This is a genomic window from Pararhizobium sp. DWP3-4, assembly GCF_049898205.1.
GTDB lineage: Bacteria > Pseudomonadota > Alphaproteobacteria > Rhizobiales > Rhizobiaceae > Pararhizobium.
The window spans coordinates 318,267-334,577 of sequence record NZ_JAFCXF010000005.1 but is presented as its reverse complement, the minus strand read 5'-3'; the positions used below and the strand labels follow the sequence as shown (position 1 = coordinate 334,577).

The 16,311-nt window shown below is 56.0% G+C and carries 12 protein-coding genes; 6 read left to right on the top strand and 6 right to left on the bottom strand.

The window, feature by feature from the left end; translation table 11 throughout:
* Positions 1–173: 173 nt before the first annotated feature.
* The gene (locus tag ACP7E6_RS15495; protein WP_426230646.1) at positions 174–611 is read right to left on the bottom strand and encodes a hypothetical protein; all 438 of its coding nucleotides are present in this window, start codon (positions 609–611) and stop codon (positions 174–176) included.
* Between the two features lie 255 nt (positions 612–866).
* Between ACP7E6_RS15495 and ACP7E6_RS15490 the strand changes: the two genes are divergently transcribed.
* The 3 genes from ACP7E6_RS15490 (at position 867) to ACP7E6_RS15480 (ending at position 3,536) form a co-directional block, all read left to right on the top strand.
* Positions 867–1,799: a polyphosphate kinase 2 family protein gene (locus ACP7E6_RS15490; RefSeq protein WP_426230645.1), complete on the top strand. Its 933-nt coding sequence runs from the start codon at positions 867–869 to the stop codon at positions 1,797–1,799.
* A 111-nt stretch (positions 1,800–1,910) separates the two neighbouring features.
* A complete protein-coding gene (locus tag ACP7E6_RS15485) occupies positions 1,911–3,116 on the top strand; it encodes an alpha/beta hydrolase (protein ID WP_426230644.1) in 1,206 nt (401 codons plus the stop codon).
* An 87-nt stretch (positions 3,117–3,203) separates the two neighbouring features.
* Positions 3,204–3,536, top strand: a complete 333-nt coding sequence (locus ACP7E6_RS15480; RefSeq protein WP_426230643.1) for a hypothetical protein — start codon at positions 3,204–3,206, stop codon at positions 3,534–3,536.
* Between the two features lie 26 nt (positions 3,537–3,562).
* On the opposite strand, the gene ACP7E6_RS15475 is transcribed toward ACP7E6_RS15480, so the two are convergent.
* From ACP7E6_RS15475 to ACP7E6_RS15455, 5 genes are all read right to left on the bottom strand, one after another.
* Positions 3,563–4,207, bottom strand: a complete 645-nt coding sequence (locus tag ACP7E6_RS15475) for a MarC family protein (protein WP_426230642.1) — start codon at positions 4,205–4,207, stop codon at positions 3,563–3,565.
* 261 nt (positions 4,208–4,468) lie between these two features.
* On the bottom strand, positions 4,469–5,809 hold the full coding sequence (locus tag ACP7E6_RS15470; protein WP_426230641.1) for an HlyD family type I secretion periplasmic adaptor subunit: 1,341 nt from the start codon (positions 5,807–5,809) through the stop codon (positions 4,469–4,471).
* A gap of 12 nt (positions 5,810–5,821) precedes the next feature.
* Positions 5,822–8,011, bottom strand: a complete 2,190-nt coding sequence (locus ACP7E6_RS15465; protein ID WP_426230640.1) for a type I secretion system permease/ATPase — start codon at positions 8,009–8,011, stop codon at positions 5,822–5,824.
* 8 nt (positions 8,012–8,019) lie between these two features.
* On the bottom strand, positions 8,020–9,999 hold the full coding sequence (locus ACP7E6_RS15460; RefSeq protein WP_426230639.1) for a hypothetical protein: 1,980 nt from the start codon (positions 9,997–9,999) through the stop codon (positions 8,020–8,022).
* A 116-nt stretch (positions 10,000–10,115) separates the two neighbouring features.
* On the bottom strand, positions 10,116–11,807 hold the full coding sequence (locus ACP7E6_RS15455; RefSeq protein WP_426230638.1) for a hypothetical protein: 1,692 nt from the start codon (positions 11,805–11,807) through the stop codon (positions 10,116–10,118).
* Between the two features lie 776 nt (positions 11,808–12,583).
* Between ACP7E6_RS15455 and ACP7E6_RS15450 the strand changes: the two genes are divergently transcribed.
* From ACP7E6_RS15450 to ACP7E6_RS15440, 3 genes are all read left to right on the top strand, one after another.
* The gene (locus ACP7E6_RS15450; protein ID WP_426230637.1) at positions 12,584–13,405 is read left to right on the top strand and encodes a LuxR C-terminal-related transcriptional regulator; all 822 of its coding nucleotides are present in this window, start codon (positions 12,584–12,586) and stop codon (positions 13,403–13,405) included.
* Positions 13,398–13,880 (top strand): hypothetical protein, encoded by a 483-nt coding sequence (locus tag ACP7E6_RS15445; protein WP_426230636.1) that lies wholly within the window; start codon positions 13,398–13,400, stop codon positions 13,878–13,880. Before ACP7E6_RS15450 ends, ACP7E6_RS15445 begins: the two co-directional genes overlap by 8 nt.
* A gap of 220 nt (positions 13,881–14,100) precedes the next feature.
* Positions 14,101–16,311: a tetratricopeptide repeat protein gene (locus tag ACP7E6_RS15440; RefSeq protein ID WP_426230635.1), complete on the top strand. Its 2,211-nt coding sequence runs from the start codon at positions 14,101–14,103 to the stop codon at positions 16,309–16,311.

Below are 16,311 nucleotides of genomic sequence, written 5' to 3'. Positions count from 1 at the left end.
GATACTCTGATGCTTTCGGTTAAGCGATTTCCGATCACCCAACCACCGAATGCCAGCGCCGGTTCATCTGTTTAAAGAGTATGCTGACAGAATGTCGTCCACGCAAACCGACTGACGGCCATGTAAGATATCGATTTCCCTCTACAGCACGGGCGGGAGTAGATTGCCTGCGATCACAGCTCCTTCGGTTTGCTCCATCCGAGGAACATACCTACGTCCCCCGGCATTCCATGGGGCCATTCGACGATTGAGGCGGTCAGGCGGTAGCCTGCGGGCTTCAATCGGTCCCGCCATGCCTCATAGGCCTGCCGTGGAACACCTGTCAGCGTGTCGGGCCATTCGGGCTCGTTGTTGTTAATCGCGCGGCCATCATCGGTGCAAATCTCGACCGGGAACTGAAGCACCATCAGTTCGTTCTTGCCTTCAGCGGCTGCCGCCTTGACGCGGGAAACAATGTTCGCCCGCATCTGGTCGGTGACCTCAATTGGCTTGGACATTCTCTCCATGACAATCTTTCGCGCTTCTTCCGCATTCTTCATGCCATCGAAGGCCTTGGACACACGCGCGGTGTCGATTGTGTCAGCATAGTCCCGCAGTTCGTCAGCCGTCATGAACAGGTTCTTGTTTGAAACGTCGTGATTTGGTTTGTCCGAACTTGTCATTTTACCCCCCTTTTTGTTTCGAGCGCTTTGGTCGGAGCCGCGCTGCTACACTATCCAGTCAGATACAAATCTATCTATCTAGTTGAATTAAAGGATAGTCTGGATTTTGTCGTAATTGATGATAGCATAAATTAGTAACAAGGAAAGAAGGCCGCTTGCCAAATCCTTGGCTGTTGCCGGCCCGTTTGTGAGGGAGAGTGCGCAATGAAACTTGACGTGGACTTTGACAAGAAGCGGAAGATACCAGTAGGGGAAACCGGGCATGTAAAATTTCGGTTTCGCGACATCGCGGTGGAGCCAGGCAAGCCCGTATCGCTGAAGAAAGACTTCGACCCCGATTTCACTGGGGGATACGACGACAAGGCTGGAGCACTGCAAAAGGTCGCCTCTAACGTCCAGCGCCTCTCCGAAATGCAGCAGGTGCTCTACGCGCAGGACACATATGCCCTCTTGATCATCTTCCAAGCGATGGACGCCGCAGGCAAAGACGGTGCGATACGACACGTCATGTCGGGGATCAATCCGCAAGGCTGCCACGTCACAAGCTTCAAGTCTCCGTCTGCAGAGGAACTGGATCAGGGGTATCTGTGGAGGGCATCAAAAGCGCTTCCCGGCCGGGGAATGATCGGTATATTTAACCGCTCATATTACGAGGAGGTGCTCGCCGTCAGGGTTCATCCGGAATTTCTTGCGAAACAGAAGCTCCCCCCGGAGGCGATGAAAGGGGACATCTGGGAAAACCGGTTCAAAGAAATCAACAACTTCGAAAAGTATCTGCGTCAGAACGGAACGATCGTCCTGAAATTCTTTCTCAACATTTCCAAAGACGAGCAAAAGAAGCGGTTTCTGTCCCGCATCGATGAACCCGACAAGAATTGGAAATTTTCCGCCGCAGATTACGAAGAACGGAAATACTGGGCCGACTACCAGAAAGCCTTCGAGGACATGCTGGAGAACACTAGCACGGAATGGGCACCCTGGTTTGTCATTCCGGCCGACAACAAGTGGTTTGCCCGGCTAGCTGTCTCCGAGGTCGTTTCCTCTTCACTCGAGCGCCTTGATCTGAAAATGCCCGTGGTGGACGACAAACAAAGGGAGCGCCTACAAGCGATACGCGACCAACTCCTTTCGGAATGAACCGACTGTTGGCATACCGACCCCAGCATCGAGCTGCCGCATTGGGTTAATTGGGAGCGTGGGCTAGTGTTTAGTAGATATCAGCACAGTGACTATGAAAAAGCCCCCCCGATGCTGCGTCGCCTTCTGCTCTGTGCGTTCCTCGTCGTTTCCGGGTGCGGTGGCCACCCGAAGGATGTGCTTACACCCGTGGCCGACACGGCGCCGCAGTCGCACAAGGTAGACATGCTGATCGCGACCACCCGGAGCCAGTCGATCGTTCCCGGAGAGATGTTTACGGGTGAACGTGCGCGTGCGGCGAACTTTGCAAACATCACGGTCTCGGTTCCCCCCGAAGGGGCGCGAAAGGTCGGCGAAGTTTCCTGGCCAAAGAAGCTTCCTTCCAACCCCGCCACCGATTTTGCGACCCTAAAGGCCGACATGATTGATATCGATGCCGCCAAGGCCTGGCTCAGTACGTCAGTCAAAAAGACGCCGGACGGCAGCGCCCTCGTCTTTATCCATGGCTTCAACACAAAGTTTGAAGACAGCGTCTACCGTTTTGCCCAAATCGTCCGCGACTCCGGCGTACAAAGCGCGCCAATCCTTGTGACGTGGCCGTCGCGGGGCAGCCTGCTTGCCTACGGCTACGATCGCGAGAGCACCAACTATACGCGCAACGCGCTCGAAAACCTATTCCAGTATTTGGCCAGGGACCGAGAGGTGAAAGAAGTATCGATTTTGGCCCATTCCATGGGTAACTGGCTGACGCTCGAAGCGCTTCGGCAGATGGCAATCCGAAATGGTGGTCTCCCGACGAAATTCAAGAACGTGATGCTTGCCGCGCCGGATGTCGACGTTGACGTTTTTCGGTCTCAGATCGTCGACATGGGTGATCCGCATCCGCAATTCACCCTGTTCGTCTCGCGAGACGACAAGGCGCTGGCCGTCTCGCGCCGGGTCTGGGGCGATGTCGCCCGACTTGGTTCCATCGATCCAGAAGCAGAGCCTTACAAGCAGGAACTCGCAGACAACAAGATCACCGTCATCGACCTTACTAAAGTCAAGGCGGGCGACAGGCTCAATCATGGAAAGTTCGCGGAATCACCGGAGATCGTCCGCCTCATCGGGGCGCGCATCTCCGACGGTCAGACGTTGACGGACAGCCGAGTTGGTCTCGGCGACCAGATCCTCGCCGCAACAACGAGCACAGCAGCCGCGGCCGGCAACGCTGCCGGACTGATCCTTGCTGCACCGGTCGCCGTTGTGGACGCTGACACCCGCGACAATTATTCGAGCCAGCTTGAAGCACTGGGACCTTCGCAGCGATCGCAGTAAGGGCGTCGTTGTCGCTGCCCAACCGGCATTTGCAATACCAACGAAGTGGCCACTGCAGCGAAATTAGCATCCTGAAGAGGAGAGAATATGAAAGGAAATATGACGGTAGCTGCCGTATTCTTAGTGCTATCCGTAGCGGTTTGCCATCCAGCCGAACTCGCGGTGTGGCAGAGCAAGGCGCTTCAACACGTCAAGCACTATGACGGCGTTATCGACGCCCGCTGGCGCTCGACAGCAAAAAACGCTCTTTGGGTCAGCATGGGGGCCAACAAATACCGTGCCGAAAGCTTCTCTCGTTTCGTCTGCGAGCTGCTAGAGGAGGCGGGTGCGCCGCCAGGAACGATCACATCCGTTTCCGTGTTCGACCCTCCGTCCTACGGCAATAGTGGCTGGCCTATGGGAACGGCCGTGTGCCACTGAGAAGTGCCGTTTCTCTGCCGACCGGATTAATGCGGAGCGGTCGCCGAGATGATCCCGAGCTGACCAAGCCCGCTCACGAAGAGCTGGACCGCAACGGCCGTGAGAAGTAGGCCGAAGACCACCTCCGAGATGATGAGGCTTGCGGGCTTCATCCGTTTTGCGAGCACCTCGATATTGGTGAAGATCAAGTAGTCCAGTGCCGCGACCAACAGGATCAAGACCAGAACAATTGCTGCGCTGGCGACGGAAATGACCTCGCCGGAGGCAATGATCAACACCGTGATGCCGACGGGGTTGAGAAGGTAGGGAACGGCAAGCGGAAAGACAGCAATCTTCTCCGGATCGATAGGCAACCCAAGTTCGTCATGTTTCTCCGCCGGACCAGCTGCCATTTTCAGTGCAAGGAGGCCGAGAACAATACCACCGGCAATTGCGACCGCTCCGCCCGTTATGTGGAGCAGCCGCATTAGCAATGCGCCAGTCGCGAAGATGATCAGAGCGGTAACGGTTGCAGTCAGGACCATCTGGCGGCCAATCTTGGCTTTGGAGGGTGCGTCGAAACTCTTGGTCATCTCAAGAAAAGGCACGAGGGCGATCTTTGGCCCCATTCCCACGAGAAGCAAAAGGAGAAGCTTCGCGATTAATCCAGCATCGATGACGGTGAAATTCATCCCAATGTTCCCGCGCTCTCATCCCCGTGCAAAGCCGGAGGCATCTTCCCCGAAAGCGCAGCACAAGTTTTTCTGCGCCGTGTCAGTATGCGGAAAAATTCTGACGATGCGAGTATCTAGTGGAGGTTACGTATTATATTTTTTGAATTTCCCATTCGCGCCGGGCGTGGCGTGCTTCAATACGCTCGCTAGCGTGTTCAGATCAACCGGTCGCGTGACCAACAGTTTCCACGCATCTGCCCAACCGGCATCTTAGATCGATCATTGTTCGGAGAAGGCCCTGGACATGCTGTCTGTTACCGGCTTTGCGAGGTAACTGAAGAATGTTCTCTCAGCCGTCTGAATCATCACTTCCACGGGCATGCCGGGCGTTGGAGAGAAACCATGGACCCGTGCCATCTCGCTAGTCGTGATGTTGATGCGCGCAAGATACACATCGTGAACCGCCATGCCGGCCTTGCTGTCTTGCAGGGCGTCTGCCGAAATGTAGAATACCTTGCCTTGAAGGACCGGTGTTGTCCGCTGGTTGAGTGCGATCAAACGTAAGGTGGCGGCCTGACCCAGCTTCACGCTGTCAATGTCATTGCGAGGGATCTGCGCTTCAATGATCAACGGCACCCCCGCAGGGAGAATTTCAAGAATTGCCTTGCCACTTTCGATGACACCGCCCGTGGTGTGGTAGTGGATACGGACAACGGTTCCGGAAACTGGCGCATTAATGGTCGCCCGCTTGAGGACATTTTCAGCCTCACGCAATTGTTCGCGTACAGTATCGCGTTCACTTTGTATCGACTGCAGTTGTTCGAGAGCCTCTTCCTGGTAAACACCTTCGGCCCGCAGGACTTCTTGTTGGCCCTTAACCATCTGCGCTTGTGTTTCCGCTACCTCCGCCTCAAGGCGGCCGATCTGTCCCTCAGCCTCGGCAATTGCCCTTTGTATGGCCTTTACCTCGTTTGCACGTACGAGCCCCTTGGCCATCAGGCCCTTCTTGCTTTCAAGCTCATCCTTGAGCAGGTCCAACTGGCGCATCGTCGCGCTACGCTGCCTTGTGTATCCTATCTCACGAAATTGCAGAGCTTTCGTGTTCTGCTCCAGAAGGGAAAGTTCACTGGACAGCTTGTGCTGCTGTGCCTTGAAATTGAGTTGCTGGCTGACGAGGATCGACCAGACGTCCTGGTCGGCGCGATGTTCGTTCAGCAAGCTGGTTATATCTAGAACTTCGGCGTTCTCGAATTGTGCCGTCAGACGCGCCGCAGTAACGTCCAATCGTATGCGCCGCAAAAACAGCTCCCGCTTTCTTGCCTGTGCTGCAGTCTCATCAAGCCGGACAAGTGGTTGGTTTTCGATCACTTGATCGCCTTCGCTGACGAGAATCTCCTTGATGACGCCCCCCTCAAGATGCTGCAGGATCTTGTTCTGGCCTGTGGCTACGAAACTGCCCTGGGCAATGATCGCTGCCGCGAGCGGAGCTGTGGACGCCCAGACGCCGAAACCCCCGAAACACACGCCTAAGAGGATCAACCCGACCGTCGTCTGCTTCCAGATCGATCTTGGAACGTCGGAATACCATTGTATATCGTGGACCTTGGCGATGTCAGACATAGTGGGCGGCCTCTATTGTAATTGATGACCGAAGACGCCGGTCTCGATATTTATTCCCCGGTTCTCCAAGGCTTTCAAAACGTCCATACGCATTCCAAACAGCGCCACCGTTCCGTTCACCAACAACAATATCTTGTCGACGCTTTTCAGAAGCGAGGGGCGTTGCGTGATGGTGATCACGGTAATCTTCTGTTCCTTGGCATGCTCCAGGGCTCGCGCGAGTGCCGCGTCACCCGCATTGTCCAGATTCGAGTTGGGCTCATCCAGCACCACGAAATGGGGGTCTCCAAAAAACGCGCGCGCAAGCACGATACGTTGCTTCTGGCCGCCGGAAAGGGGCGAACCATCAGCTGCGACGACCGTTTCATACCCGTGCGGCAGGCTGGCGATCATCTCGTGGACATCAGCCAGCATGGCTGCTCGATAGACCTGCTCATCCTCGGCGTCCGTTCTCATCCGGGCGATATTGGCCTTGATCGTGCCGGGGAAAAGTTGCACGTCCTGCGGCAGGTACCCGATATTCTCACCGAATTGGCGCTGATCCCAATTGCGCAGATCCATCAGGTCCAGCCTCACATTGCCAGAGGTCGGCAATATCGAGCCCACCAGCATTTTGCCCAGCGTTGTCTTGCCGGCGCCGGAATTGCCGATGACGGCGAGGGAATCTCCCGGTTGCAGGGCGAACGAGATGCCGTTGAGGACGACACGCTTGGTGCCGTGCGGCACGTAAAGCAGCCGTTCGACGTCAAGGCGTCCTTCGGGCTTTGGTAGATAGAGGCGTTCAAAGTTCAAAGGCGAAGTCGTCAGCAGCGCGGCTATCCGACCATAGGCCGAACGCGACTGGCTGAATTGGTTCCATCCCTCTATTGCCCCTTCAATCGGCGCAAGTGCACGGCCGGCGATTATCGATGAGGCGATCACCATGCCGCCGGTCAGTTCGCCCTCTACGGACAGATACGCCCCCCAGCCCAGCATCGTCACCTGGGTTAAGAGTCGTGTGCCCCTTGAAATCGCCGATATCGCGATATTCCTATCTTGCGCAATAACCTGCGCTTTCAGGGAGGCGGCAGTGTCCTTTCCCCAAATCTGCACAGCTTCCGGTATCATCGCCAATGCATTGATGATCTGCGAGTTGCGTGTCATCGAGTCCAGGTGAAGATTGGCTTTCACTTGGGCTGTGTTGGCATCCGCGAAGGGAGTTGCTGTCATGCGCTGGTTTATTTGGGTGAGAATCAAAAGCAGGATTGCCGATGTCACGACGATAAATCCGAGATGCGGATGAATGAGGAACACGGCGAGGAGAAACACAGGGGCGATGGGAGCATCAAGAAATGACAGGAGGGTTCTGGAAACGAGGAACGATCGAACCTGCTGCAGGTCCCCGAGAACTTGGTATTCCCGGCCGTTGCCCTGTAGCGAAGCGCGCGATGCCGCGCTCAGGATAGGCGCCCCAAGTTGAGCGGCAACCTCTACGGCAGTGCGCATCAGTACGAAACGCCGCAAGGCGTCGAACATGGACTGAAGTATGATCGCACTGACGATGACGATCGTCAGCATGATCAAGGTGTCAATCGAGCGGCTCGTCAGGACCCGATCTGAAATCTGGAACAGGTAGATAGGGATTGCCAAGACAAGCAAGTTGCTGGCGATCGTAAATAACATGACAATCATGAGGTTGTGGCGAACGGCATTAACGCCTGCCTTGAGACTGGCGTTGAAATCGATGGGGCCGAGACGCTTGTGGAACGTACCGCGTCCACTGCCCGATCCCTTCCCGCTTCCACCCGCATTTGGTTTTTCGGAAGACTGAGGATCGATCAAAACCGGTCCACGGTCACCCTCCAAGATTTTCATGCCATCGCCCGCCTTGGCTTGCGGTACGTCGCGTGCCGACGGCTCAGCCGGCGCGGTGTCAACGGTTTTCAACGTGGCGCGGATAGTGCCCGGACGTGGGGTGAAGGTTTTGGTGATAGTGTGTGGGCGTTGTACTTGCTGACCATTCATTTCGCCTTGGCGGCTTGATCTGTCCGTGGGGGCTGGGGCGTCTCCCAGGCTAGCCTTCAGGCATTCCTCCACCGCCTGCTCAAGTTTCGCACATGCCGCCTCGATATCTTCGTATGCGTCCCGGGGCGGTCTTTTATTTTCTATCTTCGCCTCCCTCGGTCCAACCGGAACGGTCAGGCGACTGCGAATATCGAACATGCATCCCCCTAATGTCCGAGCACGCCGTTAACCCCGTCGTCCGGGTGTATATCGTGCTCTGCTGTGTATGGCGTGTGGGCGGTATCGGTAGCGTCCAGCATGGAATCGTCGAGGAAAAGCACTGCCTCGTTAACCAGCGCATCCGGATGAGGACTGCCAGACTCAGCGTGCCCCGATATCAGTTCGGCATGATAAAGTGTCTCGAGAGAATATTGGTCGCCGCCGACATATGTCTTTCCGAAAGAATCAAGATCTGCGATGGCGGCGCTGTTGACGAGCGCGTTGGAGCCCGTCGAGATCGACCATTCCGCAGTAAGATTGGGGGCGACGGCATCCTTTGCGAGGGCAATCTGATCACTGTCGCCAAGAATGTTTGTCTGCTTAATATATTGAAGGTTGAGAAGGTCACCACGGATGTACAAAACACTCAGCCCGTTCAGGCCCGCGAAAGCGTCATCGGAACGCACGTCATCTGGAATATCCCTCCCGCCGTCCGCAAGTCCCGCTGCAGCATCCAGATAATGTTGCGGCATGTCTTCGAAGCGGTCTGGATTTCCAATGTTGGTAATATGGGCCTGGTTCCAGAGCAGGTTTGCCGAGGTTGAGACTTCACCCGTTCCGGTCGTGTGGAAACCAGCGCCTGCGCCAACCACATCGTTGTCGAACAGCACGTTTGTCTGCTGAATGAAGTTGGCATCGTAAACCGAGCCACCAACGATTATCAGGTCGTACGAGAAGCCTAACTCGAAGACCGATACGTGGTTCACGCCGATGTTGTTTCCACTCACAACGCTCGTCGTTACTCCGGACGATGAGAGAACGCCGACATCGTTGTCACTCATGAAGGTGAACTGTTCAAGCCAGTTCACGATCAACAGGTCACCTTTGATCTCCGTGATTGACCAGTATGTTGGATAGTGGTCCAAATCAACGGGATCGGCGCCGGGGTTCTTGGAGACATCTAACCGCTCGAACGTCGCGATGTTGAACAGTTCGTTGGCTTCGGCATTCGTTGGGATGCCGATTGAAGATGTGATTGCGTCGGTGTCCCACAAGGCATTGGTCTGGACAATTACGTTTAGCTCTACATGATCTCCAACGATGGCGGTTACAGTCCCGCCCGTCCAGAAATTCTTCAGAAGCGCTTCGTTGACCAGCGTGTTTCCACCGCTTTGCAGTTCGACCGAGGCCTTGATCGCGACTGTTCCATTCTCCATCGTCCAGGCATTGGAACCGGTATCATCCTCGGTTTCGTCATCAACGAATGAATGGTAGTCTTCAAGCTTGGGTGCCTGTGCGACCAATTCGCCGTTGACATAGACGCCTTCTATCGTCTCCTGATTGGTGAAAATCTGCACGGCTTCACCCGAAGCCGATTCTGAAGTTTCGATCTCAAGAACGCTTGTCTTGATCAGCGTGATAATGTCATCGCTGGACCCAGGGCGCTCCAGGTCGCCGAGTGGCGATAGTGATAGGGCGGACTCCGCGCTGGCAAGCAGCCGGTCATTGTCTATGGCGGCTGGCGAAAAGTCGAGGTTGTGGCCCCCAACACTGAAATAGTCGTCGTCGGAAAGGATGACGATCTGGTTGATGAAATTGGCGACTGATCCGGGAGGTTCTGGGTCCGGGGACGTGAATTTCGTCGTCCAATGTGCGCGGGCGGCTTCATATTTTGGCCAGTCGTACCATGTGCTGCCAGGGTCATTTCCATCTACGTTGTTTGGACGGTGCGTGTCCTGGAATCTTGCCGGTCGCGCATAGGCGTGCCAAGGCTCAGACCTGGGGGAACGGTAGTCGAATCCCGGCTCGTAACCCAGCAACTGATACGGTGCGGCGAAATCGGGAACGATAGCCGGAAGCGGCTCCAGTTCGGACGGAACAGGATGAAAGGAGAATTCGTGATAGGCTTCTCTAAAGCGAGCTTCCTCCACGCTGACATGAAACACGCCAATGAAATGGGCAATCTCTTCGGTGATCTTGTCAAACATCGACATAGCCCAACCCCCCTGCCAGTTTCAACGATCGCCTGGCGGAATAAGAGGCTGCGCAGGGGACCTGCGCAGCCTTGATCGCGTGTTCACATCTGTCGAGAGCAGGCTCTCCCTTATGAACCGTCGTGCGTATCTTCTCCGACAACGGAACTCGTCAGGTCACCACCGACCACGGTCATGTCGACCGCGTTTTGTTGAAGGTTTGCCCCCATCACGATTTCCTGGTTGAAGGCACTTGTGTCGATGACAGCATCGGCATGGGCTGAACTCGTACCGGTGACGAAACCGTCATCACCATTGTCTGAGCCCCACGAACCACCATCGCCAGCGCCGCCATAGCCCGTGGTGGCCGTGCCGCCATCACCGCCGGCCCCGCCAGCACCGCCATATGACCAGCCACCATAGCCGTCACCGCCTATGCCGTCGGCCCAAGCGCCGCTCAGAGCAGAGCCACCGTCGCCACCACCAGCTTCAGCCCAGCCGCCATAAGCGTCGCCGCTCGTGGCGCTGCCGCTGGTTGCGTCACCGCCGGTTCCAGCTGCACCATTGCCGCCGTCGCCGCCGGTACCCGTGCCGCCGCCGCTGCCGGTTCCAGTGCCGGTTCCTGTCCCAAGCGCATCACCACCGCGGCCACCGTCACCGGCGTCCGTAGCACCGCCGCCTGCACCACCTTCTCCGCCTGCACCTGGATCGCCGCCGGCGCCTCCCGTGTTGCCGGCACCGGCACCGCCGGTGTTGTCGCCGCCGCCGTCGCTATCGACGATAACGGGGTTGATCAAGCCGAGAACAGCGCCGATTCCGGTGTTGGCCGCACCGCCGGTAGCGTTACCGCCGTCGCCGGCATCCGATGCTTCGCCACCGTTTGCATTGCCGCTGTCACCGCCGTCAGCTCCGTCGCCGGCCGTGTTGTCGCCACCGTTGCTGCCGTCACCGGCAAAGGCAAGACCTGCACCAAGCCCGAGGCCGAGTCCCAGGCCGACGCCAAGACCGTCTGCTCCATTGCCGCCACGGCCGCCGTCACCGTTACCGCCATCGGCGCTGCCGCTTGCAGCCGCTCCACTGGCGCCCGAACCACCGCTGGCCTGACCGCCTTCACTGATGCCGCCCGCTGCCAGGCTGGCAGCAAGACCGCCAGTACCCGCGCCGGCGAACCCGAAGCCGCCTATAGAGCCACCGCCGCTTGCGCCATCGCCGCCATCGGCATCCGCATGACTACCGCCACTGCCGCCAGAACCGCCGCCATTGATGCCTTCTTCGGCCGACGCCGTTCCGCCATTCGCATTGTTGTTCAACGTGAACGAGCCATCGTTGCTGACCTGAGCGTTGGCCAGACTGTCGTTGTCCTGAAGGTTGGCAACCTGGTTGATGACGTTTGCGACGTTGCCGTCGCCACCCATGGCGTCGTTGAGAATGTCGTCAAACTGGATATTGAACACGCCATCGATGGAGCTTCCGCCGCTTACATCAATGTCGGCAAAGTCATCATCAGACGGCAGGTAGCCCTCCAGTCCAACATCGACAGTTACGCCCACGTCAACGGTCGTCGTATTGACGTTATCGTTGACATTCTCGCTGTCGTTGAAATTGGCGTTGCCATTCAGGTTTCCGTTACCGTTAAGGTTGAGATTCCCGTTGCCGTTTCCGTTGAGATTGTAGTTCGCGGACTCGCTGCTCTGACTTTGATCTTGCTCGCTGCTTTGATCCTGATCCTGATCCTGATCCTGATCCTGTTTCTGCTTCTGTTCTTGCTCCTGGTCGTCGTCGTAGTATTTCAGATCGTAGTTATTTCTGAACTTGTCCGACATTGTCGTGTCCTTTGTCTCTGGATCCGCGACAGTTTGACCGTTATTCATCTTGTATACGGTCTTGGCCTCGCAGATGTTGAAAGTGATCTATTGGTCGAAGACGGACGTGCACCGCATGACCGCTCAATGCTGCTTTCATTGTCGTGATCTGTGATTTTTGATCCTCCCCATCGGTGAGGGGGCTCGTCGCTTAAGGCATGATCGCGCCCCATAAGCGGCCCGATAACTCAAGCCGCGCCGCGTAGACTGTGCTCATTGCCTTGAGAAGGTAAGCTGCTAGTTAGAGCTAGACGCGTTCGGAATGCTCTTGACGCTAAATGCACGGGGCAAGTTGATTATCGCGGCTGGATTTAGCTCAAGGGAATTACGGGCAAAACTAAGAGCTCAGATGCGATTTGCAATTTGTGGTAAAACCACAGGACACTTCACTGCTGCGGCACATGACGCGCGTGCGTTCGGTTCGGCCGCATTCGCGTCATGGATGCGGTTGGAGAACTGCTAATCTATTGCCGGGTGGTCAAGAAAAGCTGTAAAAATGAGGTCGCGATATCGCGGTTACCTCATTGTGTGTAGCCTGGACGCTCCTCAGTGCCCAACATTAGTGCATCAACGCTGTTTGCTCACGTTTTCTGCCTCTTTTGTTCGCATTTTTGAGGCCCAATGGCGTTCGCGTAGCTCATTCGGTCTATTCCAAACCGAAGCTCTTTAGGTTAGGTTTTTCTAATGAAGAGGGCGAGACGGCTCTGCGATACCATATCCGGGGGGAGGCACTCTAAATGACGCACACAGCGCCTGGCGTACGAAATGGCAGCGCGGATGGAGTGGCGTCGTTGGAGGCTATCCCCTATCTGCGCACACTTCTGTTTGTCGGTCCTCCTGATATCATATCTGGAGCAATGACTGCGGCAATCGAGCGGGAATTCCCGTGTTTGAGTGTGAAGCATGCAGCCAACCTGAAATTCGCCTTAGGTGAATTTGAAGTGCCTGTTCGACTGCTATTGGTAGATATGAGCCTTGCCTATGAACTGAGCCGCTGCGCTGCGGACGTGCTCAAGCGACACCCCTCTGCATCGTTTGCCATAGTGACTGATGGCGATCTTCGAGGAACGACCGGATGGCTTCCTGCCGTAGATACCCGCCTGGTTCGGGGTCTCCTGCCGTTGAACGTTAGCCTCGACGTCCTGCTTTCCATGTTGAGGATCATCCTCAGGGGCGGGACCTATTTTCCATCAACTGCCAATAACGATCAATATAACGCGTCCTGGGAGGGAGACAGTACACGTCCGTTCGATGGGATGAGATTGCACGTTGAGCGAGAAATTCAGGGCAAAAAAATGGATCAATTGACCAAACGCGAGAATGAAATCTTGGCCAGGACAGCACTGGGTAATCCGAACAAGATCATCGCGGCGGGTTTGGGGTTGTCCGAACATACGGTGAAAATTCATATCCACAACATCATCACAAAGCTCGGCGTCCACAATCGAACGGAAGCTGTCGCGCTTTATTTTGAGCAAAAGGAAAAGGATGCCCGCGACGTATCGGCAGACGGACCCCTCCGTCCAAGCGGCGATGCGGTGCCGGGCGGCGATGCGTAGATTTCAGGACATCCTGCTGCTTTTGGGGCAGTTGAACTATACTTGGACGAACACTGAAAGCCTTCTCATTCACATGATAGCCGGGCTCGCCGTGTCGGACAAGGAAACGGCAATCGTCATCTTTCTGACGCTGAACACCCCGCGCGCGCGCATTGATCTCGTGGAGCGTCTGGCAAAGATGCAAAAAACTCCCGCCGGCTGCCGAAAAGAGATTCTGGAAGCGACAAGGCGCCTGTCCGAAGAGGCCAAACTCCGAAACAAATATAACCACTGCATCTATTCGTTTGATCCGGACAGCGGTCGGGGGCTCACGCAGTCAATGCGGATTTTCGAGGGCAAGGAGGACATTAAGTACGGAAAGATAGAACAGCTTGATGATCAGGAGATCAACCGGATCAAGGAAAGCGTAAAGTCCCTGATCGACATCAACCAATGTTTTTGGCGGATCACTGAGAAATTCGGCTTCCCCAAGTAGGATGTTAGCCGGAAGTCCGCAAGACGTTGAAATCCGGACCGAGTGTGCCGCGAAAATCTTGGGGCTGTCCATACAGAAACAGGCGCCGAGTAGATCATGAGGTCTATATGCGCTCGGCTGTTTCGACTTTGCAATTCACTCCGAAAATGCGCGGTCTCAATGGTAACCGCTGGAGACCTACGGTAGTATATTAGGGGTAGCTTTCCTGTGGGTCCGGAACATGAAGCGTCATCTCGCAGCAATCCTGATCGCCGATGTCGTTGGTTACGGTCGCTTGAGCCAGATCGATGAGGAGGGGACGCGCCTCCGGTTCCAAGCCGACATGAAGGATATCTTCGAGCCGAGAATAAGTGACAATGGCGGCCGTTTGGTCAAGACCATGGGCGATGGCTTGCTTCTTGAGTTTCAAAGCGTTGTTGATGCATTGCGCTGTGCGGTGGAAGTGCAGCAGCAAAAGTCCGAGCAGGCTGCCTCTGCGCTGCCCGAACAGCGCCTGGACTTCCGGATCGGTATCAATCTCGGCGACATCATCGTCGAGGGCGAGGATATTCACGGTGATAGCGTCAATATTGCCGCCCGGATACAGACGCTTGCGGAGCCGGGCGGCATCGCTATTTCCGGGCCTGCCTATGATCAGGTGAAAACGAAGCTTGCTGTCGGCTTCATATCGCTTGGCGAGCAGAGGGTCAAAAGCATTCGCGAGCCGATCAGGGTATATCGTGTCCTGCTGGATCCGGCGGCGGCCGGCAAGACGGTTGGCGCAGCAAAGGCGCGGCGTTCTCTGTGGATCCTTACCGCAGCGGCCTTACTGGTGGTGGTCATGGCTGGCGCCGCAGTCTGGTGGAGGCCCGAATTGCTCCAGACTCCAGTGGCGACGAACCGGTTGGCGTATCCATTGCCAGACAAGCCTTCCGTTGCCGTTTTGCCTTTCATCAATGTGAGCGGGGATAAGGATCACGATCACCTAGCTGAAGGATTAACAGACGATCTCATCACCGAACTGTCCAAGGTTTCGGGCCTGTTCGTCATTGCGCGACATTCAGTTTTTGCCCTGTCGGAGAAGTCAGGAAGTATTCAGGATGTCGCAGCGGAACTTGGTGTCCATTTTGTTTTGGAAGGGACCCTGCAGCGTGCGGGCGCACGGCTCAGGATCAACGTCAAGCTCATCGATGCTGTCACGGGGCTTTCCCTTTGGGCAGAGCGGTACGATCGGCAATATGAAGATCTTTTCGTCGTTCAGGATGACGTCATCGGTAAAATCATTTCCGCCTTGGCAGTCAAGTTGAGCGAGGGTGAGAGGGACCAGTTGGCGCGGATACCGACCAACAATCTTGAGGCCTATGACTATTATCTCAGGGCCGAGCAGGAAGGTATCACCTACAGCGATGTCGAAACATATCGCCGGACCTTGTCCTATTACCAAAAGGCAATCGATCTCGATCCGAAATTTGCCAATGCGCATGCAGGCATTGCGCGCGTCGCCGTCGATGTCTGGCGCAACGACTACACCTATCTCTGGTCGGCGGCCGTGGCACGCAAGATTGCCTATGACGCGGCGGGGGAAGCGCTGAAACTGGAGGGGAACAATGCGCGGGCACTGGCTGTGCTGGCTTTGTTGCAACTGGTAGACGGCCGTGATGCCGAGGCGCTGAATTCCGCCAACAAGGCGGTCGAGGCACAGCCAAGCGACGCAGAGGCATTTGGAAACCTCGCACTTATTCTGGCTCATACCGGTAAACACGAGCAGGCAATCGTCGAGATGGAGAAAGCCCTTCGTCTCGACCCGTCGCCGCCGCCGAGTTTTCAGCTCTTGGCCGGCATTGTTTTCTATACGGCAGGCGACATTGAGCGGGCGATCCCCTTGATGGAAGCCGCGCGCGGCGCCCTCCCGGATGCAGAACCCGTGCATGAATATCTGACCGCCGCTTATACTATCAGGGGCGATCGGGTGAATGGTGCAGATGAAGCGGCAAGACTGCTCAAACTCTTCCCAGACAGCAATCTGACCTACTATGGCTATCTCTATGACTATTGGCATGACGACGATCTTCAGCGTCATCTCGGCAGCCTTCGCGCTGCCGGCATCCCTCAGTGGCCGTTCGGCTTTGAGGGAGCGGAGGCAGATAAGGTTGTCGGAGTGGACCTACGCTCCATCGTCAAGGAAAAGACTTGGGTGGGAAAACACAGGAACGGAACAGGTTTCATCCAATACTTCGACACTGCGGGAAACACTGCGTACCGTACCGCAAATACAAGCATAACCGGGGTCGTTGAAATCCGCGACGATCGCCTGTGCGAGACGTTCGCCGGATATTTTATGGATCGAATGGTTTGCGGATATGTCTATCGCAACACGACGCAGTCGAATCCTGCGGCACGATATGTTCACGTGACCCCGCAGGCACTGAAGTACTTTTCCCTCGCCCAATGA